The sequence below is a fragment of the Brevibacillus porteri genome, assembly GCF_003013475.1.
GTDB classification, from domain to species: Bacteria; Bacillota; Bacilli; order Brevibacillales; family Brevibacillaceae; genus Brevibacillus; species Brevibacillus porteri.
Window position 1 is genome coordinate 37883 of record NZ_PXZO01000006.1, and the last position, 20918, is coordinate 58800.

The window sequence follows — 20918 nt, forward strand, 5'->3', positions numbered from 1 at the left end:
GAGTTCTCCTTGTTGTTCTTGATGTTCCTGGCGTCGATCTTACCAGGACGGCAGTACAGCTCCTTCAAAACGTTCGTCGATGAATTTTTTCACTTCTTCCGAACGGTAAATGTCCACCAGCTTTTTGACAGCAGGGTTGTCTTTGTTGGTTTCGTTGACTGCCAAGATGTTTACATAGGGAGAGTCAGCCGTCTCAGCGAAGATCGCATCTTTTTTCGGGGAGTAGCCAGCTTCCATTGCGAAGTTCGTATTAATCGAAGCGACTTCTACGTTGCTCAACGAGCGTGCCAGGAAAGCAGCCTCCAGCTCTTTGAATTGCAAATTTTTCGGATTTTCTACGATGTCCAGTGGTGTTGCGTTGTCGCCCACGCCATCTTTGAGCTTAATCAAGCCAGCTGCCTGATAGAGCAGCAGGGCGCGTGCTCGGTTGGTTGGGTCGTTTTGAATGCCGACAACGCCGCCTGCCTGGATGTCCTCGACTTTTTTATGCTTGGTGGAGTACAGGCCCATCGGGTACGTGACGGTTTTTCCGACCTCGACAATTTTTGTTTTATGATCTTGATTGAACTTCGCCAAGAACGGGATGGTTTGGAAGCTGTTTACATCGAGATTTCCTTTATCGAGAGCTTGGTTCGGCTGTACGTAGTCGTTGAAAACGACGACTTCGACTTCAAGTCCTTTGCCTTTGGCGACTTCTTTCACTTTGTTGAGAATCTCTTCGTGCGGGCCGCCAGTGACGCCCACTTTGAGTGAGGTTTGTTCAGCAGCAGTGCCACCGTTAGCAGGAGCAGCTTCTTGTTTACCGCCGCAAGCCGTTACGAGCGATGCAGCGAGCAGTAGTGTAGTGAGCAGTAGACCAGTCTTTTTCATGAAAATACCCCTTTTCTCTGGATGTAAGATGGAAAAGAAAAAAGCCTCTTCCGACAGAAGAGGCGAAAACTGCGAGTATGTAACCACACTGCAACAATACCTCTCTTATCTGTCGGAATAAATTCCGCTGGATTTGGCACCGTATCGTTTGAGATAGGTTGCCGAGGTGTCATAGGGCCAGTCCCTCAACCTCTCTTCATAAGAGAATGTGCTATGAAATTGAAAGTCCAAACAATTGCCACTAATTCGTATTTGGATAGTTGGATTATAACGACTGATTTTTTAGGTGTCAACTGTTTTTGCAAACGAATGACTTGGTGGAAAAATGTGAAATTGATCTAAATACGAATATTCTATTGAATAATCAAAAAATCATATGTATAATGAGAGCGAATGAACCCGATACCAGCTATCGCAGGTGATGACATGACTCTAGTGGACTCCAATGAAACCAGAAAAAAGCTGTCTGCCATCTATAATGAGATAGCAAAAGAGTTGTTCGGATTTGGAACGACTTTGCTCCGAGTCACGATTGAAAACCAGATGATTACGTTCCAAGCCAAGCATCGCCGCTCTCCGCGCTCACAAGCGTTGGAAGGAGAAGCGCCGGCCCTCAAGCTCGAAGTCGATTTTCGCATGTCCCTTCTTTATAAGAAGAGACTGAGAGAGCGACTGGAGGAAGAGATGGGGTTGCCGTTGGAAGCTGTGCTACGGGACTATGATGCGCCTACGCAGTGGGCGATCACGAATGTTATTTTAGCTGAATCAGAACTGAATACCTGACGCAATCGTTCGGATTTTCTCTTTTGATCTATCTTAAGGGGAGACCGTAGACTTTGCGTAAAAACGGGTGTCACTTCTCTTTGTTTACGAAGAAAAGTGCTCTTGTTTAGAATGATACGTTCTAATCAAGGGTACTTTTCTTTTTATTGTACCACCATATTTTGTCATCAAATGAACCCAACTGGAGGAGAATTACGATGAAAAAATTACTTGCTGGAATCCTGTCTTTTTCTATGATGTCACTGGCTCTCGCTGGCTGTGGCAGCAATGATCAACCACAAGCGGGAGGGGCTGGCGGCGAAGCCAAGGGTGAGCCACAAAAGCTGGTCATCTCCACATGGGGCTTCTCTGAAGACTTTTTCCGCAAAGAAGTATATGAGCCGTTTGAAAAAGAACATAACGTGAAAATCGTACTGGAAATCGGGAACAATGCAGAGCGCCTGAACAAAATTCGCCAAGGAAGCTCCGATGTAGACTTGATCTACCTCTCTGACTACTATGCACAGCAAGGGATTGAGAGTGGCGCATTTGAAAAAATCGATCGCAGCCGCATCCCAAACCTGGATCAAATCTATGATATTGCCAAAGCACCACTGGGCGAGGAGTACGGTCCAGCTTACACGATTGGTCAATTCGGGATTGCCTACAATCCAAAGCTCGTGAAAACCGAGATCAAGGATTGGAAAGACTTGTGGAACCCAGAACTGGCGGGCAAGCTGACATTGCCAAGCATTACGTCCACAACTGGCCCGATGGTTCTCGACAGTGCTTCCCAGATAGCGGGCAGCAAAGAATTTAACGAGGATCAAGCCTTCGCGAAAATGAAAGAAGTTAACCAAGGTGTAGTGAAGTTCTACGACAAGACCTCCGAATACGTGAACATGTTTGGACAAGAAGAAATCGGCGTAGGACCGATCATGGAAATGTACTTCAAAGACATCAAAGCCGCTGTTCCGGAAGCTGTTTTCGTACAACCTGCAAGCGGCGGATATGCGGTCATGAATACGGTTAACATCGTAAAAGGCTCGAAAAACAAAGCACTCGCAGAAGACTTCATCAACTACCAGCTGAGCAAGGAAGTTCAGGAAAAAACAGCAAAAGCAAAAATCGATTCCCCTGTAAACAAAACGGTTCAACTGACAGAAGAAGAAGCAAAAGGCGTAACGTACGGGGAAGAAACCGTAAGCAAGCTGCGTATGATGGACATGAAATTCGTTAACGAGCACTCTAAAGCATGGATTGACCGTTGGAATCGTGAAATCACGCAATAACGAGCGATAGAAAAACAAGGGCGAGGGTATAGACATTTGTGGATATACCCTCGTTTTCATGAGAAATGAACGTGAGGAGGACCACTCGTGCAAAAGATCATTCTTGACGTGGATACGGGCATTGATGATGCGCTTGGCATCATTCTCGCTGTGAAGAGCGGGCAATTCGATTTGGTGGGCATTACTACGGTGAATGGAAACGTGTCGCTGCGAAAAGCCACAGAAAACACGTGCAAAATTCTCGATTTCTTGCAAGTCGGCGAGCAAATCCCTGTCGTTTGTGGCGCGTCTGAACCGTTGTTGCGGCCGTTGTTTTTCGAGCATGCCGTGCATGGTGAAGATGGCTTGGGCGGTGCTCTGGCAGGTGTTCCGGTTTACAAGGAGCCAACTGCTGGCTTTGCTCCTGATTTCATCGTGGAAAACGTACTCGCTCATTCCGGCGAGATTACGCTCATCATGACGGGACCGCTGACCAATTTGGCACTGGCGGTGAAAAAATGCCCGGAGCTTGTCCAACACGTCAAGGAAGTCATTTTCATGGGTGGAGTGGTCCGCGAGCACGGGAATGTGACGCCGGTTGCGGAGTATAACATGTACGTCGATCCAGAGGCGGCCAAGGTTGTGTTTCATGCCGGATTCCCACAATTGACGCTGGTTGGACTGGATGTGACGCGAAGAGTGCTGCTGAACGAGGAGCATATTCGTGAGCTAGGAGATACACCGATGGGCGAGTACGTAAGACAGAGTACGTCTGATTACCTCCATCGTTATTTTCAACGAAATGGCATCTATGCGTGCGCCATGCATGATCCATTGGCTGTCGCAGTCGCACTCGATCCGAAGCTGGTGGCAACCAAGAAGCTGTATGTAGATATCGAAACGAGAAGTGAGCTGTGTGATGGGCAAACGGTTTGCGACTTTCAAAACCGCCTACAAAAAGAACCGAACATAAACGTCTGTCTGGACGTAGATGCAGATGCGTTCTTTGCGCGTTTTATCGGCGCATTGAAAGCCTGACGATACCGTGAACAGGAGTTAATCAGATGAGAAAAACGGGTCTTTATTTATTACTGTTGCCGGGTGTGCTGTTTTTGACGCTGTTCATGGTCATTCCGATTGTGATGACGATTGCGTCCACCTTTTATCAAGATGGTAGCTTTACGATTCAAGGGTATCTCCAATTTCTTACCGACGCGTACTTCCTGAAAATTATGCTGACGACGCTGCAAGTTAGTCTGGTCACGACGATTGCGTGTGTCCTGATCGGTTTCCCTGCCGCGTACTACATTTCCAAGCTAGGCCCACGCAAAAAGGGCATCCTGCTGGCATTGGCGATTTTTCCTTTGCTGACCAGCTCTGTCGTGCGGTCGTTCTCTTGGATGATTATTCTCGGAAAAAAGGGCTTATTGAACAGCTCGCTGCTTGCAATCGGGCTCATCGATAAGCCGTTGGAAATATTGTATACGCCGACTGCGATGATGATTGGTTTGATTCATTTGTTCCTGCCGCTGATTATTATTACGCTGGTAGGGGTGATGGAAAACATCGACCCAGATTTGCTGAAGGCGGCGGAGAGCTTGGGTGCTTCCAAGTTGACTGCCTTCTGGAAGGTCATTGTGCCACTTAGTGTACCGGGACTTATCATTGGTAGCATTCTGGTGTTTGTCGGAAGCTTGACTGCCTACACCACGCCTGCCCTGCTAGGTGGAAAACAGCGGGTTATCTCCACGTTCCTGTATCAAAATGCGATTACGCTTAATGATTGGCATTTGGCATCCGTCATTGCCACGATCATGATTGTCATTACATTTGTCGTCATCTATTTCATGAACAAGCTGGCGACGAAATTAAATCCGAAGGGGTAGAAACTATGCAGGAGAAAAATCGCGGGTTGGCCCTGTTTACCTCTCTCGTCTTTCTATTTTTGCTAGGGCCGCTCATTATCATTTCTTTTACGTCGTTTGAGCCGGGGAGCGTCTTGAAGTTTCCGCCGGAGGGCTTTTCCTGGCGGTGGTACGAAAACATTTTTAATGTAGAAATGTTCATGACGACATTCAAGACGTCGATGTTCGTTTCCTTGTTCGGAAATCTTTTGGCGCTCTTATTGGGGATTCCGGCAGCTTATGCGCTCAGTCGCTTTGATTTTCGCGGCAAGGGCATTTTGAATGGCATTTTCATCTCACCTGTCCTGATTCCGGGTATTGTGATGGGCTTTGCCATGCTGAAATACGTCATTGTCGTGTACAATTTGCCAATTTATGCGGGACTTCTCGTCGGTCATACGGTGCTGATGCTTCCGTTTATCATTCGCGTCATTGCATCATCCTTGTCCAACTTTGACTTCGCCATTGAAGAAGCGGCTTTAAGCCTTGGGGCAGGTCGTCTCGAAACCTTTTTCAAAGTCGTCTTGCCGAATATTCGCTCCGGAATTATTGCTGCGATTCTGATCGCTTTTCTGGAGTCGTTCAACAACGTAGATATCTCTGTTTTCATGACAGGACCAGGAGTAAGCACGCTGCCGATCCAGATGTTGACGTACGTAGAAAACAACTTCGATCCAACGATCGCCGCTATTTCCGTGCTGCTCATGATTCTTACGGCTATTCTCATGTTCATCATTGAACGTCTGATGGGGCTTTCCTACTTTACAAAACGATAACGGAGGCATCAACTCATGGCATTGCTCACGCTGGATAATGTATCGGTTGCCTATGACAATCAATATATTTTGCAAAACTTCAATCTCAATATCGAAAAAGGACAGCTCATCTCTTTGCTCGGTCCGAGCGGTTGCGGAAAGACGACGACGCTGCGCCTGATTGCGGGTTTTCTCGAAGCAAAAGATGGTCGGTTCATGTTTGAAGGAAAAGATTATACGCGCGTTCCGGTCAATAAGCGCAATTTCGGGTTTGTGTTTCAGAGCTATGCGCTGTTTCCGCACCTTTCTGTATTCGATAACGTGGCATTCGGTTTGCGCCTGCGCAAGATCAATGAAACAGAGGTAAAGACCCGGGTACAGCAAATTCTCGAAGTCGTGAGTCTCGGCGGCTATGAAAAGCGTTTCCCGAAGGAACTGTCTGGTGGTCAGAGACAGCGCGTGGCGATTGCGCGGGCACTGGTGATTCAGCCCGACTTGCTGCTGTTCGATGAGCCGCTCAGTAACCTCGATGCCAACCTGCGGATCAACATGCGCGTAGAAATCCGTCGCATTCAGCAGGAGCTGGGCATTACGACAGTATACGTATCGCATGATCAGGAGGAGTGTTTCTCCATTTCCGATCAGGTGGCGATCATGAACAAGGGCGTGATCGAGCAGCTCGACGATCCAGCCACGATTTTCAAATATCCAAAGACGGAGTTTATCGCTCGCTTTATTGGTTTTACCAACTTCATCGACTTCGCAGAGCGCACTGAGCAGAACGGAGAAATCGGCCTGCGTGTCGGTGACCATCATTTTACCGCGTCCAAAAATCCGGGTACGGCGAATCCGTCCGGTAAAAAATGCGCAATGCGACCAGATGACCTCCTCGTGACGACAGAAGAGAGCGCCGAGCTGGGAATGAACCGTCTGCGCGGGACGGTAAAGGTAAGCACGTTTTTGGGACGCAGCTATCAATATGTCGTGGAAACAGAGTTGGGTGACTTCACGGTCAATCAAGAGATGGAGACGCCGTACAAGACTGGCCTAAACGTCAATCTGCTGTTTCCGAAAGACAAAGTGGTACTCGTGGACTAAAGACAGGAGGTAATTTTCGTGAAGGTCGATTTATTGATTCAAGACGTCCAAGTGTTTAACAGCTATTTTAAGAAGTTCATCAAAGGAAACGTCGCTGTTTTGGATGAACGATTCTTCTATATTGGTGAGCGGAGTACGGAAACATTTGAGGCTGCCGAGATCGTGGACGGACAAGGCCGCTACATGATTCCTGGTCTGGTCGATATTCATTTGCATATTGAGAGCACGATGGTGACGCCGGAGACGTTTTCCTATGGTTTGATTCAAAACGGAGTGACGACGATCGTACCGGAGCCGCATGAGATGGCCAATGTGTTCGGAATCGAAGGGATCAAAGAGATGATTCGTGCGAGCCGTGATTGTGTCGTTGATATGCTGTACGCGATCCCGAGCTCCGTACCAGCTACCTCAATGGAAACGACAGGTGGGTCTGTCGAGATTGCGGACATGGACGAGCTCTTGCGTTCTGAAGAGATCATTTGCCTTGGCGAAATCATGAATTACGTAGACATCATCAAGGACCCTGACTGCAAGACGAATCGCATCCTGGAGCATATCCGCAAGACGTATCCAAAGCTCGTCATCGAGGGGCACGTCCCGAAATTGCTTGATTTGGACCTGCATCGCGTCATTTATGCGGGAGTGGACTCCGATCATACGCATCAGACACGTGAGGGCATGGAAGCGAGAATCGCAGCGGGCATGTTTCTAGAGATTCAAGAAAAATCAATGACGGATGAAGTCATGGACTATTTGATCAAGGAAGATGTTTCTGAGCATTTTTGTTTTGTGACGGATGATGTGATGACCGATTCTTTGGTCAATCGTGGACATTTGAACCATATCGTGAAAAAAGCCATTCAAATGGGCATGCAGCCAGAGCGCGCAATCTACGCGAGTACATTTACCCCAGCTAGACGTATGAACATGACGGATCGAGGGGCGATTGCTCCTGGCAAAATAGCGGACTTCCTATTGCTGTCTGATCTGCATGAACTCAAGATCGAACGTGTCTACAAAAATGGGAAGAAAGCTTATGACGTCAAGGAAGAGTACCGACAAGTAGTCAAAGAGAAGCAGTTTCCTGCGCATTTTTATGAGAGCATCAAGCTATCACCACTTACAGAGCAAGACTTCCGCGTCACAGTAGAAGTGCCGGACAATCGTTATCCATGCCGGGTCATGCTCGTTCAAAACGGTTCTACTTTTACAGAGGATCACCGTGGAATTGCTGAGGTGCGGGAAGGACAACTCTTGTGGGAGGAGAGCCCGTACGGCTTGATCGCCGTCTTTGAACGCTATGGCAAAAACGGTAACCGTGGCTATGGCTTGATCAGCGGAGATACGATCAAACGAGGGGCGGTAGCCACCAGCTATTCGCATGACAACCACAATCTCTTGGTTGTCGGACACAATCCGCACGATATGATGGTCGCAGCCAATGAAGTCATCCGCAACCAGGGCGGCTTTTACGTGGTCGAGGATGGCAAGGTGATCGCGAGCCTTTATTTGCCAGTCGGAGGCATTCTGACAGAGGAACCATTGGAAAAGACTGCAAAGGAAGTCGAACAACTTCGCCGTGCCATGGAGTCGCTCGGTTACGATCACTACAACCCGATCATGTCGATCAGCACGCATTCCCTCCCGGTCAGTCCAGCCTTGAAGCTGACGGATCTGGGGTTGATCGATGTAAACGACGGGAAAATAGTTCCGTTGTTGTTAATGTAAAAAAGTTGCTTGCTGAAAAGAAAGTTTTCGGCAAGCAACTTTTTTTGATCTAATAGTCCCGAAAGAAGCATATAAATTTTCATGCATAGGTATACACTCCTGAATCATCTCCCTATTTTCTGACTGGAATTCGGGTATTTGGTAGGTTTTGGTTTAGGTATTCAGAATCTGGGAAACTGGAAAAATTTTCTGTAACATGGTATTCGATCCTAATCCAGGAAAGAGGAGATTAAATAAATGGATAACGTAGGGTTGAGAAACACACTGTTCAGTAAAGGGCTGTCGCTTTTGTTCATGCTGGCTATGATGCTGGTGGCAGGCGCAGCTACTCTCGTGTTTGCTGAGAAAGCCTCGGCACACGGGTACATCGAATCGCCAGCGAGTCGCTCTTACTTGTGTAAGACGGGGCAAAACACAGGCTGCGGTCAAATTCAGTATGAACCGCAAAGCGTTGAGGGCATCGGTTCGTTCCCCCAATCTGGTCCTGCCGATGGTGAATTTACAGGTGCAGGTCGCTATCCTGAGCTTTACACACAAACAGCAGATCGCTGGACCAAGATTACCTTGCAGGGTGGACAAAATTCGTTTACGTGGAATCTGACAGCCCCGCATAGTACAGCGGAGTGGAAATATTACATTACGAAAAAAGATTGGAATCCAAACAAGCCACTTTCCCGAGCTGATCTGGAACTGTTCTGCTCGTTCCAGGACGGAGGGAAAAGACCGCCATTCACGGTAACGCATTCGTGCAATGTACCGACAGATCGTAGCGGTTACCACATTATTTTGGGTGTTTGGGAAATTGCCGATACGGGCATGGCCTTTTACCAGGCAATTGACGTGAATTTGATTAACAATGGAACAGGTATCGTAGAAAAGCCTACCGTTCCAGGTAATGTGATTTCTGTATCACAAACAACTACAAGCATTGCGCTTGGCTGGACAAAATCCGTGGCAACTGACGGAATCAAGCAGTACGACGTGTATCGCGATGGCAAACTAATCGCATCTACCAAAGAAACAGCATACACGGACAAAGATTTGACGCCTGCTACGGCTTATAGCTATACCGTTGTGGCAGTTGATAGCAAAGGGAAAGAGTCTAACGCTAGCAAGGCACTAACTGTTCGCACAAAAGCAGAAGATATCGTGGATACAGAAGCGCCGACTGCACCAGCAGGAATCATGACTCACCATCCAACAGAGACAGAAATCGACCTCATGTGGAGTCCTTCCCGTGACAATGTTGGTGTGGTGAAATACGAGGTGTACCGTGACGGTTCCCGCGTAGGGTCAGTTGAAAAACCTTCCTTTGTCGATAAAGGATTAACGGCAGGAACGTCTTATACGTATACAGTCAAGGCAGTTGATGCCGCAGGAAATATTTCCGAAGAGAGCGCACCTTTTGCTGCAAGCACAAAGGAGAAAAAGCCTGAAGTACCAGGTGAAATCGCCGAGTGGGATTCCTCAGCTGTGTATGTACAGGGCGACCGCGTCTTGTATGATGGACTGGAATTCGTAGCAAAATGGTGGGTAACTGGAGAAAAGCCAGACCATTCCGATGCGTGGAAACTGGTGAGCGATGTCGTACTGTCGTGGGATTCCGGCAAAGCATATGATGGCGGAGCGAAAGTGAACTACGGAGACAAGGTTTATGAGGCAAAATGGTGGACCAAAGGCGAAGAGCCAGGGAAAGCCGATGTATGGAAGCTGGCTGAATAATGTTGTAAAGCCCAGGTGATCTGCCTGGGCTTTGTTTGTGTAAGTGCAGCTAGTATTTTGCCGATTCCTACTTGTTTTGATATACTTATAATTTGAACGATAAGCCCATCTTATAAGGTTAGAAGGATATGAAAAATGAATGAAACCTATTCGCTAAGAGAAAAATGGCGACAGTTTTTGGCTGTTTTGCTTCCAATCTTGATATCACAACTGGCGCTGTTTTCGATGACGTTCGCTGATACCATCATGTCTGGACATGCCAGTCCGACAGATTTGGCGGGGGTAGCGATTGGGGCTAGTTTATGGACACCTGTTCAGGCAGGCTTGACGGGGATTTTGATGGCTGTCATGCCGATGGTTGCACAGATGGTTGGGGCAGGGAAACGAGATCAGGTGTCTTACACGGTTATGCAGGCCTTATATTTGAGTGTGGGGATTGCGATCGGTGTCATCATCGGCGGTGGTTTGGTGCTTGATCCGATCCTGAACGGGATGCAATTGGAGCCGGTGGTGCGTACGATTGCTCGCGGCTTCCTGCATGCAATCGCTATTGGAATTATTCCGATGTTTCTTTATACGGTACTCCGTTGCTTTATTGACGCATTAGGACAGACGCGAGTAACGATGTTCATTACCCTGCTTTCGTTGCCGATTAACGTACTACTGAACTACGCTCTTATCTTTGGTAACTTTGGTTTGCCTCGACTGGGTGGAATCGGTGCCGGGCTTGCATCTGGCATCACATACTGGTGTATTTTGCTGATTACTCTGTTTGTCGTGAATCGCGTACACCCATTTGTTGAGTTCGGTTTGTTCTCCCATTTTCACCGGATCTCGATGAAAGCATGGAAAGAGCTGCTAAAGCTGGGGCTTCCCATCGGATTTTCGATCTTTTGTGAGGTTAGCATTTTTGCGGCCGTCACTTTGTTCATGAGTGAATACAGCACGATTACGATTGCTGCGCATCAGGCAGCGATGAACTTCGCATCCTTCCTGTACATGGTGCCATTGAGCATATCCATGGCGTTGACGATTGTCGTCGGCTTTGAGGTCGGAGCCAAAAGGTTCCGGGACGCAAAGCAGTACAGTTATTTGGGGATAGGTATCGCTCTTGGGATCGCCCTTTTGTTCGGGATCAGCTTGCTGATGTTTAGCAAGCAGGTAGCTGGTTTTTATACGACCGACATCGAGGTGTTGGAACTTGCCCAGCATTTCTTGATGTACTCGATCCTCTTCCTGATCTCTGATGCCGTCGCAGCACCTATTCAAGGGGTACTGCGCGGGTACAAGGATGTGACCGTTACTTTTATCGTTGCGCTGATATCTTATTGGGTGATTGGCTTGCCTTTGGGATACATTTTGGCGAAATTCACTTCGCTTGCAGCATTCGGATACTGGATTGGTCTGATTACGGGATTGGCTGCCGGTGCCATCTTCCTTTTTGGACGTCTGCTGTCGTTACAGAAACGCATGATTCGCAGCCATTCATAAGGAAACAGATAAGCGGAAAATCCCTAATGTGGGGGTTTTCCGCTTTTTGCATGAAGAATGAAAGCCCCGTTTACACTAGGTGAAAGACCAGATATACTTCTTATCATAGACGATGGAAGAAAACCTGACATCAAAGCAGATGGGGGGAGAGACTCATGTCACTCTCGATATTCACGACGTATGATTTTTTGCTAAAACTAGGAGTTGCACTATTTCTAGGCTTGATGATTGGTATGGATCGACAGCTCAAACACAAGCCGCTGGGGGTAAAAACCAGCATGGTTATTTCGGTTGCGAGCTGTCTCATTACGATTGTCTCGATTGAATCCGTGCATCGGTTCTCCTTGCCTGGACACACAAATATGGACCCATTGCGCTTGGCTGCTCAAATTGTGAGCGGTGTAGGTTTCCTTGGGGCTGGTGTTATTCTACGCCGGAGTAATGATGTCATTTCGGGCTTGACCACAGCATCGATGGTCTGGGCGGCTTCTGGACTTGGGATTGCAGTAGGAGCAGGGTTTTATTTTGAGGCAGTGACCGCGACGATCCTCATTATTTTGGCGATTAATTTGTTCCCGATCCTTCTTCGCTTGATTGGTCCAGAATCGCTCAGACAAAGAGATTTGTCGATCAAGATTGTGGTCGAAGGCGGGGGCGATTTGGATTTGGTGTTCAAGCAGATTAAGCACCTCGATTTACAAGTGAAACGGGTGAAGGTCAAAGACTTGGACAATAGTCTGCAAAAGCTGGAAATGATGATTACGGCATCGGAAAACACGTATACGACGGATATTTACAGTCTGCTGAAAGCAGTAGATCATGTTGTTTCTGTAGAAGTAGAAAGCAGATAAAAAAGGAATAATAGAAGACGGAGGCCATGACGTGGCTTTCGTCTTTTTTAATTGCTGTCGTGAGGGAAGAAGCGGTTTTTGTTTTTTTGAAAGCAAAGTCTATGATGCGAAAAACGCTTCTTGGAACTCCTTTGTATGACTAACAAAAGGATGTAAAAGCATCTACTAAACACAAGCTGTACGAAAGCACTGTCACATGTCTGGAAGGAGACCGCCCGAACGAAGTGAGGATACAGGCGACTGGAAGACATGTGGCAGGGCTTCCCCCGACCACAACCGTTGGAGGACAACTATTCATTTTTCTCGGTTTAACACTTCATCTCTTGATATCAAGAATGAAAATCATTATCATTTTAATAGAGAATATGAGAAAACCGTTGTTTATACAAGGAGGATGCGAGATGGAATTCAGAATTGAAAAGGACACGATTGGAGAAATCAAGGTTCCGGCGGATAAGCTGTGGGGCGCCCAAACACAACGCAGCTTTCAAAACTTTGAAATCGGCGAAGAAAAAATGCCACTTCCACTGATTCGCATGTTTGCCATCCTGAAAAAAAGCGCTGCTCTGGCGAATCAAAAGCTGGGCAAGCTCGACAATGAAAAGGCAGAAGCGATTGTGGCGGCAGCAGATGAAGTGATCCAAGGAAAATGGGATGAGCATTTCCCACTAGTTGTCTGGCAAACAGGTAGCGGCACGCAATCCAACATGAACGTCAACGAAGTTATTGCTCATCGCGCGAACCAATTGCTGCAAGAGAAGGGCAGCTCCGCTCGCATCCACGCCAACGATGATGTGAATAAATCGCAGAGCTCCAATGATACATTCCCGACAGCGATGCACATGGCTGGACTGGTTGCTGTCGAGGAGCAAGTACTGCCTGCAATCCAGCTGTTAAAAGCAACGTTGAAAGAAAAAAGCGAAGCCTATATGGATATTATCAAAATCGGTCGTACGCATTTGCAGGACGCGACTCCGCTGACGCTGGGCCAAGAATTCAGCGGTTGGGTACGCATGCTGGAAAAATCGGAAAAGATGATCAAGGAGAGCAATGAGTACTTGCGTGAGCTGGCGATTGGCGGTACAGCGGTAGGAACAGGCATCAATGCGCATCCGCGCTTCGGTGAAATGGTCGCAGCAGAAATCAGCATGGAAACCAACCACCAATTCGTGACCGCAGAAAACAAGTTCCACGCGCTGACCAGCCATGATGAGCTCGTTCATGTACATGGTGCCCTGAAAGCACTGTCTGCGGATCTGATGAAAATCGCTAATGACGTGAGATGGCTGGCGAGCGGCCCACGTTGCGGAATCGGTGAACTTATCATTCCAGCGAATGAGCCAGGCAGCTCCATCATGCCAGGCAAGGTGAATCCGACCCAAAGCGAAGCGATGACGATGGTTGTATGCCAAGTGATGGGTAACGATGCTGCCATTGGCTTTGCTGCTAGCCAAGGGAACTTCGAGCTGAACGTGTTTAAGCCAGTGATCATCTACAATTTCCTGCAATCTGCAAGATTGTTGGCAGACGCGATGAAGTCCTTCAACGACAATTGCGCAGTAGGAATCGAGCCTGATCTGACAGTGATCAAAGAAAACCTGAACAACTCGCTGATGCTGGTGACGGCGCTGAACCCGCACATCGGCTATGAAAATGCAGCAGCCGTAGCAAAGCTGGCTCACAAAGAAGGCATCACACTCAAGGAAGCGGCGATCAAGAGCAATTTGCTGACCGAAGAGCAATTCGATCAAGTCGTGCGCCCTGAACAAATGATTCATCCAAAAGAATAATATCTTCCTAAACAAAACCGATGGTCCCATGTTTGTGGCCATCGGTTATTTTTTTGAGAACCATTACAGATGCGAACCACCACTTGCATCAATCAATTGACCAGTTACCCAACGGCTGTCCGAGGAAGCGAGAAAGGCGGCAATATCCGCTACATCATCAGGCTCTCCCCATCTGTTGAAGGTGGAAAGTCCAGCGGCGTACTTCTGCCCATCTGGATTATTTTGCAACGTGCCAGCATTCATCTCTGTGTTAATAATGCCAGGCAAGATCGCATTTACCGTAATATGACGGCTCCCCAGTTGTTTAGCCAGAGCGAGCGTCAGTGTGTTAACAGCTCCCTTCGATATACTGTAAGTGAACACGCTTGGGGAAGCTGCACGAGTCACGAAGGATGAGAGATTGATGATACGGCCTTCCTCTCTTAAGCGGGGCAAAGCTTGTTGGATCATAAAAAACGGTGCTTTGACATTGATGTTCATGACCTCGTCAAACGATTCCTCGGTAGCCTCTTCCAACGTTAAGATTTGTCCGATGCCTGCGTTATTTACGAGAATGTCAAAACGATAATATCCTGTACGTTTCTGCAGTTCTTCGTCCAATGTCGCATAGAAATCGCGAATGCCGTCAAGAGTGCGCAAGTCCGTACCGATTGCGAATGCTTGGCCTCCTGTTCGTTCAATCTCCTGAACGACAGCTTCTGCTTCTTCTTGTCGTCTTCCATAGTGTACGACGACCAATGCGCCATCCTGTGCCAGACGTAATGCGATGCTACGACCAATCCCGCGGCTTGCTCCGGTTACCAATGCAATTTTTCCTTTCAAATTACGCATGGTTTCATCTCCCTTGATTCAAATTCAAGTTAGTTATAACACAAGGGCGTGTTTGAAATATTGCTCTCTCATTCGCTCGGTTGGTCTCGTGAACGGAATGGCGATAATGTTAGAGAACAATCACTTGGCTTTACCTTTTCTTTAACAATTCTTGTTATAGTGATGCTATCTATATCTACCATGCACGAGTTCGGAGGTGTTTGTCCGTGAGGATTTTGATTGTAGATGACGACAAAGAGATTGTAGAGCTGATGGCGATCTATTTGAGCAACGAAGGATATGAGATCGAAAAGGCTTTTGACGGTCTGGAAGCGATGGAGAGACTGGAGCAGAAGCCCATCGATCTCGTCATTCTGGATGTGATGATGCCCAATCTGGATGGGCTGGAAGTTACCAAGCGAATACGAAAAAACTCGACCATTCCCATTCTGATGGCGAGTGCCAAAACGAATGATATGGACAAAATCCTGGGCTTGATGACGGGTGCAGACGATTATGTGGCGAAGCCGTTTAATCCGCTGGAAATGATTGCGAGGGTCAAGTCTCTCCTCCGACGGTCGAACTACACGCAGGCAAGCAAACAGGATCATGTGATTGAGGTGGGGCCGTTAATTATCGACAGGCAAAGTCACTTCGTTCAGACAAAAGAAGGCACCCCGATCAAGCTGACGGCATTGGAATTTTCCGTCCTGCATCTTCTGGCAAGTCATCCGAATCGAGTATTCAGCTCGGAAGAAATTTTTGACCGTTGCTGGAAAATGGAGAATTTCGTTTCCTACAAGACGGTAATGGTGCACATCAGCAACCTGCGGGAAAAGCTGGAGAAGGCGACAAATGGCGAAAAGGTGATACAGACGGTCTGGGGGGTCGGCTATAAAATTGAAGCTTAGAGCCAAGGATTTTATCCGCATCCTGTTCGATTTGCTACTTGGCCTCTTGATCATCTACGCTGTTTTTCAGATGGCTGATTTTTTTGCCAACAACTATTTGTACACCATCCCGCAAATCAGAGAGTTCATCTGGAAATTGCGGATCAATTTCGATATCAACTCCTTCAAAATCCCGATCATTTTGCTGGCGACGGGTATGTTTGTGGCGTGGTCTGTCGTTCGTATCCGCAAGTACCTAGAACAAAAGCAGATGGAGCAAATCATAAACGAGCTGCATTTCATTGCAAAAGGCAATTATCATCACCAGATTTCCCTTCGTCCGAACGGCAGCTTGGGCCAAGTCGTCGATAGCATCCATGCTCTAGTCAAAAGCGCCTTGGATGCGATGGAGGAGGAGCGGCGGCTGGAACAATCGAAGGATGAGCTGATCACCAACGTTTCCCATGATCTGCGAACACCGTTGACCTCCATCATTGGCTATCTGGGACTGATTGAGCAGAACAAATACAAGGACGAAGAGAAGCTCAAGCATTACGCCCATATCGCCTACGAGAAGGCCAAGCAGATGAACGTGCTCGTCAATGATCTGTTTGAGTACACGAAGGTCCGCAATCGCGGGGCGTATTTAAACCGAACGGAGTTTGACTTGGTAGAGCTGGTTGAGCAAGTATCGGTAGGCTTTCGACTCGTAGCGAATGAGGCAGGGCTGCGTTTAGTCGTAGATACGCCTGATCAAAAAATTGAAATGGCAGGAGATACCGACAAGCTCGTTCGGGTTCTGGAAAACCTTATTTCCAACGCCGTGAAATATGGACGCGCTGGTACGGAAATTGTCATTCGCGTCTTCCAGCAAGGAGAAGGTATCGCGATTTCTGTCGCCAATAACGGAGCGCCGATCCCGGCTGAATATGTGCCGAACTTGTTTGAACGCTTTTTTCGGGTGGAGGGCTCACGTTCGAAAGAGACAGGAGGCTCGGGTCTCGGTCTCGCTATCGCTAAAAGCATCATCGACCTGCACCAAGGCAGTATTTCCGTCGAAAGCACAAAGGAATGGACGACCTTCACGGTTTGGCTCCCACATACAATTTCAAGCCTTTGAGAAAAGCTTTACTTTTTCTTTACCTTTCGTTTCCGTTTATTTTAATCCAAAAGTCTATCCTGACTGCATGAAGGTTACAGCCTTTGTTTTTGCAGGTGTAGGAGGGCTTTTTTTATGAGGAAAACAACATGGGCTTTGCTCATGCTGATCATATTCGTCGGGTTGACGCTTTTGCGCGATTCAGACTCAGTAGAAGCAGATTGGAAATTCCAAGGACCCATTACGCTAACGGAAAAAACATACGAGAAGGTCGATGCACAGGCAGCGATTCTGTTGGATAGCCAGACAGGAGAAATCATGTACGCACAAAATGCGGATACGCCTTACCCGGTAGCAAGCATGTCAAAAATGATGACCGAATATATGCTCCTCGAAGCCATTAAGGAAGAGCGAGTCGATTGGGACGACGAGATCGTCGTATCGGAGAATGCGGCTGCGACTGGGGGAGCACGGGTCCATCTTGTCGCAGGAGAAGCCTATCCGATAAAAGACTTGTATGAAGCGATGGCGATTGGCTCTGCAAACAATGCAGCGGTGGCAATCGGCGAGTATTTGGCAGGCAGCACATCTGCTTTTGCGGAACAAATGAATTTGAAGGCAGCCGAGCTGAATCTGCGGTCCTCCTCGTTTGTGAATGCGACCGGGTTGGATACTGGAAATGGGCAAAATGAAATGACGGCTCGCGATGTAGGAATGCTCGCGTACCACTTGCTCAACGACTTCCCCGATATTGTCAAATGGACGGTCGAGCCATCCCATACAAACCTCATGCTCGATGGGAAAAACGCTGATTGGAGTATCGCAGGGCTAGATGGGCTCAAAACGAGTTATACCAATGCTGCGGGGTATTGCTTCACGGCTACAGCGAAGCGGGGGGACAAGCGGCTCATTTCCGTCGTGATGGGCGCTGAAGAAGATACCACTCGTTTTACAGAGACAAAAAAACTGATGGAGAGAGGGTTTGACAATGGATAACGTGCAAAAAATGGAGAGACCGACAGAGCTGCTTGCTATTGCTGGTTATGCAGTGTTTGCCCTTTACTTGTTTCTCGTCGTGAAGATACTGCTGTTTAAATTCGGCAGTTTGGATACCAGTTTGCTAGTAGATCAGTGGAAAATCATTTGGAGCGATCCGTCTGTGATTGTGAAGCGTTTGCGTTACCAAAGTAATTTGGTGCCGTTTCATGAAATCGAAAACTATGTCAAAGGGATTCGGTATTACCAAAGCTGGCATAGTGCCGTGAACTTCGTGGGCAACGTGATCGCCTTCATGCCGCTAGGCTTCCTGCTGCCACTCCTGTTTCCCAAAAAAGCTGGCTCACTGTTCAGAGTCACCCTGCTATCCCTGATGTTAAGCCTCGGTGTGGAGCTGACACAACTCGTGATGAATGTAGGAACGTTTGATGTCGATGACTTGCTCCTGAATACAGCGGGCGGGATGATCGGATATATCGTGTACTTGTTCATTTGGGTAATACAGAAAAAACGGTTCATCATTTCAGTAACTTCGTAGTCTACTTATAAGGCACCCATGTGGTGCTTTTTTTACTATTTTTGAAAAGGTATGGATGAACCAACAAAGCCGGTGAGAAGAAAAAGCACAGGGCTCGTAGACCTTGACAACGCCTACCCAGTCGGAACTTCAAAAAGGGGACCACGCTTGTCGAACACTTCTTCTTTGAGAACCTTCCGCCCGTAGGGTGGCTTTGGCTCGACGGTCCCCTTTTTGAAGTGTAGACGGACAGTCAATCCCCCTGCTGGCGTGTCAGAGTCGAAGAGAACTGTGCTTTTTCTTCTCCTCCACAATGTTGACTCAAACAAACCAGTCCCCCCTTGTTTTGTCCCAATGCCTATGTTTACACTAATAGAAACCCATTGAAAATACCTGTCGAAAGAGAAGGTGATTCTCTTTGTTAGATAAAGCGCAAGAGATTTTACGAAAGTACTTTGGCTACGAATCATTTCGGGAAGGCCAGAAGAAAATCATCACGAGCCTGTTAGCCGGACATGACACCGTAGGCATCATGCCAACAGGTGGCGGGAAATCGATCTGCTATCAAGTCCCAGCGATGCTCCAAGAAGGAGTAACCATCGTGATCTCCCCACTCATCTCGCTGATGAAAGATCAGGTCGACGTGCTAGTCAGCATGGGCATTCCCGCCACTCAAATTAACAGCTCACTGGATTATAGCGAGGTTCGCGATCGACTCCGTATGGCGGCGCGGGGAGAGTACAAGCTGTTGTATATCGCCCCAGAGCGATTGGAATCTGAAGCGTTCCAAAACCTGATTCAGGATGTACCGATCTCGTTTGTGGCAGTGGACGAAGCGCATTGCGTCTCGCAGTGGGGGCACGATTTCCGTCCGAGCTATTTGGCGATTGCTCGTTTTATTCAATCCTTGCCACAGCGCCCGATCGTCGCAGCCTTGACGGCGACAGCGACTCCAGAGGTAACCGAGGACATCAAGCGACAGCTAGAATTAAAGGACGAGCGCCTTTTTATCACAGGGTTTGGCAGAGACAATCTCATCTTGTCTGTACGCAAGGGAGAGAACCGTCGAGAATTCATCCAGGCGTACTTGCGGGCGAATAAACAGCAGGCTGGCATTATTTATGCGGCAACGAGAAAAGACGTGGACGCCTTGCATGCAGATTTGGACAAGCGTGGCTTTGCTGTGACCAAATACCATGCAGGACTGACGGAGGAGGAGCGTGCGGCCAACCAGGAAGCATTCCTGTTTGATGACGTCCGTACGATGGTCGCGACTAACGCATTTGGGATGGGCATCGACAAGTCCAATGTGCGCTACGTCATTCATTACAACATGCCGAAAAACCTGGAGGCGTATTACCAAGAAGCAGGCCGTGCGGGACGCGATGGGGAGCCAAGTGAGTGTATTCTACTGTTTCAGCCACAGGATATCCAGACACAAACGTTTTTCATCGAGCAGAATCAAGTGCTGGACGAACGCAAGGAGTTGGAATACAAAAAGCTGTACGCAATGATCGACTATTGCCGGACGCCGCGCTGCTTGCAGCAAAACATCGTGCAATACTTCGGCGAAATAGATGCTGCCGCGTGCGGGCGCTGCGGAAACTGCACGGATGAGACAGAGCTGTCCGATATTACACTTGAAGCGCAGAAGATTTTCTCCTGCGTCAAACGTATGAGAGAGCGCTTCGGTGCCGCACTCGTCGCGCAGGTACTGAAAGGCTCCAAGAATAAAAAGGTCACCCAGTTTTCCTTCGATGAGTTGCCTACGTACGGTTTGATGAAGGAATACAAGGAAAAAGAGATCGCAGACTTGATCCAGCTCCTCATTGCCGAAGGATATTTGCAAGTAACGGAGAGCCAATATCCAATCGTCAAGCTGGGGGAGCGGGCATTGCCTGTTCTGCGGGGCGAAGAGCGCGTCGTGCAAAAAATCTCGATACGTCCTGTTCAGCTGACAGAGGATGACGAGTTGTTCGAGCACCTGCGCGCGTTGCGCAAGGAAATCTCGACGCGACAAAAAGTACCACCATACGTGATTTTCCCAGACAGTACCTTGAAGGAAATGAGCAGTGTTTGCCCGACTGACAAACAGGCCATGCTCAAGATCAAAGGAGTAGGCGAGGCGAAATTTGAGAAGTACGGGGAGCTCTTTCTGGAGTGTTTGCAGAACTATGCAGCGATCAAGTCGTGACATTTACGTCACGGCTTTTTTGCTATTTTTCCTTTCATATGCCTGCTATAGTTAGATAGCAACCCAGAATTTTCTTACATAATAGAATAGGAGGACAATAAGAGCAACACTATCGAGGGGCATTGACAGATTAAGAGAGACAGAGGGGAAAACATGAAAAAACTAGCGAA

At 47.9% G+C, this 20918-nt stretch carries 18 protein-coding genes and 1 riboswitch; of the genes, 16 read left to right on the plus strand and 2 right to left on the minus strand.

Going from position 1 to position 20918, the window contains the following annotated elements; genetic code table 11:
* Positions 1-39: 39 nt before the first annotated feature.
* Entirely contained in the window at positions 40-870 is an 831-nt protein-coding gene (locus tag C7R92_RS05580) for a MetQ/NlpA family ABC transporter substrate-binding protein (RefSeq protein ID WP_106833503.1), read from the minus strand.
* A gap of 102 nt (positions 871-972) precedes the next feature.
* Positions 973-1075, minus strand: a riboswitch (SAM riboswitch).
* A 221-nt stretch (positions 1076-1296) separates the two neighbouring features.
* Here C7R92_RS05580 and C7R92_RS05585 point away from each other — a divergent pair.
* The 11 genes from C7R92_RS05585 to fumC all read left to right on the plus strand — a co-directional run bounded on the left by C7R92_RS05585 (position 1297) and on the right by fumC (position 14242).
* On the plus strand, positions 1297-1653 hold the full coding sequence (locus C7R92_RS05585; protein ID WP_015893853.1) for a hypothetical protein: 357 nt from the start codon (positions 1297-1299) through the stop codon (positions 1651-1653).
* A 197-nt stretch (positions 1654-1850) separates the two neighbouring features.
* Positions 1851-2924, plus strand: coding sequence for an ABC transporter substrate-binding protein (locus tag C7R92_RS05590; protein WP_069849860.1), 1074 nt, complete (start codon positions 1851-1853; stop codon positions 2922-2924).
* 87 nt (positions 2925-3011) lie between these two features.
* Positions 3012-3941 (plus strand): nucleoside hydrolase, encoded by a 930-nt coding sequence (locus tag C7R92_RS05595; protein ID WP_106833504.1) that lies wholly within the window; start codon positions 3012-3014, stop codon positions 3939-3941.
* A gap of 26 nt (positions 3942-3967) precedes the next feature.
* The gene (locus C7R92_RS05600) at positions 3968-4789 is read left to right on the plus strand and encodes an ABC transporter permease (protein WP_007724617.1); all 822 of its coding nucleotides are present in this window, start codon (positions 3968-3970) and stop codon (positions 4787-4789) included.
* 5 nt (positions 4790-4794) lie between these two features.
* On the plus strand, positions 4795-5583 hold the full coding sequence (locus C7R92_RS05605) for an ABC transporter permease (protein ID WP_106833505.1): 789 nt from the start codon (positions 4795-4797) through the stop codon (positions 5581-5583).
* 15 nt (positions 5584-5598) lie between these two features.
* Complete coding sequence (locus tag C7R92_RS05610; RefSeq protein ID WP_069849856.1) at positions 5599-6660, plus strand: ABC transporter ATP-binding protein; 1062 nt, start codon at positions 5599-5601, stop codon at positions 6658-6660.
* Between the two features lie 18 nt (positions 6661-6678).
* The gene (locus C7R92_RS05615) at positions 6679-8388 is read left to right on the plus strand and encodes an adenine deaminase (RefSeq protein ID WP_106833506.1); all 1710 of its coding nucleotides are present in this window, start codon (positions 6679-6681) and stop codon (positions 8386-8388) included.
* 237 nt (positions 8389-8625) lie between these two features.
* Entirely contained in the window at positions 8626-10110 is a 1485-nt protein-coding gene (locus tag C7R92_RS05620) for a lytic polysaccharide monooxygenase (RefSeq protein WP_106833507.1), read from the plus strand.
* Between the two features lie 135 nt (positions 10111-10245).
* Entirely contained in the window at positions 10246-11601 is a 1356-nt protein-coding gene (locus C7R92_RS05625; RefSeq protein WP_106833508.1) for an MATE family efflux transporter, read from the plus strand.
* A 155-nt stretch (positions 11602-11756) separates the two neighbouring features.
* A complete protein-coding gene (locus C7R92_RS05630) occupies positions 11757-12452 on the plus strand; it encodes an MgtC/SapB family protein (RefSeq protein WP_017252581.1) in 696 nt (231 codons plus the stop codon).
* 401 nt (positions 12453-12853) lie between these two features.
* Positions 12854-14242, plus strand: coding sequence for a class II fumarate hydratase (gene fumC, locus C7R92_RS05640; RefSeq protein WP_106833510.1), 1389 nt, complete (start codon positions 12854-12856; stop codon positions 14240-14242).
* Positions 14243-14305: 63 nt separating this feature from the next.
* Here the strand turns inward: fumC and C7R92_RS05645 are convergent, their stop codons facing one another.
* Positions 14306-15073: an SDR family oxidoreductase gene (locus C7R92_RS05645; RefSeq protein ID WP_106833511.1), complete on the minus strand. Its 768-nt coding sequence runs from the start codon at positions 15071-15073 to the stop codon at positions 14306-14308.
* 200 nt (positions 15074-15273) lie between these two features.
* On the opposite strand from C7R92_RS05645, the gene C7R92_RS05650 reads away from it, so the two are divergent.
* The 5 genes from C7R92_RS05650 (at position 15274) to recQ (ending at position 20748) form a co-directional block, all read left to right on the plus strand.
* On the plus strand, positions 15274-15963 hold the full coding sequence (locus tag C7R92_RS05650) for a response regulator transcription factor (RefSeq protein ID WP_211434902.1): 690 nt from the start codon (positions 15274-15276) through the stop codon (positions 15961-15963).
* Complete coding sequence (locus C7R92_RS05655) at positions 15953-17062, plus strand: sensor histidine kinase (protein WP_106833512.1); 1110 nt, start codon at positions 15953-15955, stop codon at positions 17060-17062. The genes C7R92_RS05650 and C7R92_RS05655 overlap by 11 nt, the downstream gene beginning before the upstream one ends.
* A gap of 114 nt (positions 17063-17176) precedes the next feature.
* Entirely contained in the window at positions 17177-18037 is an 861-nt protein-coding gene (locus C7R92_RS05660) for a D-alanyl-D-alanine carboxypeptidase family protein (RefSeq protein WP_106833513.1), read from the plus strand.
* A complete protein-coding gene (locus C7R92_RS05665; RefSeq protein WP_106833514.1) occupies positions 18030-18575 on the plus strand; it encodes a VanZ family protein in 546 nt (181 codons plus the stop codon). Before C7R92_RS05660 ends, C7R92_RS05665 begins: the two co-directional genes overlap by 8 nt.
* 397 nt (positions 18576-18972) lie before the next feature.
* Complete coding sequence (recQ, locus tag C7R92_RS05675; RefSeq protein ID WP_106833515.1) at positions 18973-20748, plus strand: DNA helicase RecQ; 1776 nt, start codon at positions 18973-18975, stop codon at positions 20746-20748.
* The last annotated feature ends 170 nt before the right edge of the window (positions 20749-20918 follow it).

What these genes read in the sequence shown, in the direction of transcription:
- C7R92_RS05580 (WP_106833503.1), bottom strand. Translation starts at nt 870, where the DNA reads ATGAAAAAGACTGGTCTACTGCTCACTACACTACTGCTCGCTGCATCG.
- C7R92_RS05585 (WP_015893853.1), top strand. Translation starts at nt 1,297, where the DNA reads ATGACTCTAGTGGACTCCAATGAAACCAGAAAAAAGCTGTCTGCCATC.
- C7R92_RS05590 (WP_069849860.1), top strand. Translation starts at nt 1,851, where the DNA reads ATGAAAAAATTACTTGCTGGAATCCTGTCTTTTTCTATGATGTCACTG.
- C7R92_RS05600 (WP_007724617.1), top strand. Translation starts at nt 3,968, where the DNA reads ATGAGAAAAACGGGTCTTTATTTATTACTGTTGCCGGGTGTGCTGTTT.
- C7R92_RS05605 (WP_106833505.1), top strand. Translation starts at nt 4,795, where the DNA reads ATGCAGGAGAAAAATCGCGGGTTGGCCCTGTTTACCTCTCTCGTCTTT.
- C7R92_RS05610 (WP_069849856.1), top strand. Translation starts at nt 5,599, where the DNA reads ATGGCATTGCTCACGCTGGATAATGTATCGGTTGCCTATGACAATCAA.
- C7R92_RS05620 (WP_106833507.1), top strand. Translation starts at nt 8,626, where the DNA reads ATGGATAACGTAGGGTTGAGAAACACACTGTTCAGTAAAGGGCTGTCG.
- C7R92_RS05625 (WP_106833508.1), top strand. Translation starts at nt 10,246, where the DNA reads ATGAATGAAACCTATTCGCTAAGAGAAAAATGGCGACAGTTTTTGGCT.
- C7R92_RS05630 (WP_017252581.1), top strand. Translation starts at nt 11,757, where the DNA reads ATGTCACTCTCGATATTCACGACGTATGATTTTTTGCTAAAACTAGGA.
- fumC (WP_106833510.1), top strand. Translation starts at nt 12,854, where the DNA reads ATGGAATTCAGAATTGAAAAGGACACGATTGGAGAAATCAAGGTTCCG.
- C7R92_RS05645 (WP_106833511.1), bottom strand. Translation starts at nt 15,073, where the DNA reads ATGCGTAATTTGAAAGGAAAAATTGCATTGGTAACCGGAGCAAGCCGC.
- C7R92_RS05660 (WP_106833513.1), top strand. Translation starts at nt 17,177, where the DNA reads ATGAGGAAAACAACATGGGCTTTGCTCATGCTGATCATATTCGTCGGG.
- C7R92_RS05665 (WP_106833514.1), top strand. Translation starts at nt 18,030, where the DNA reads ATGGATAACGTGCAAAAAATGGAGAGACCGACAGAGCTGCTTGCTATT.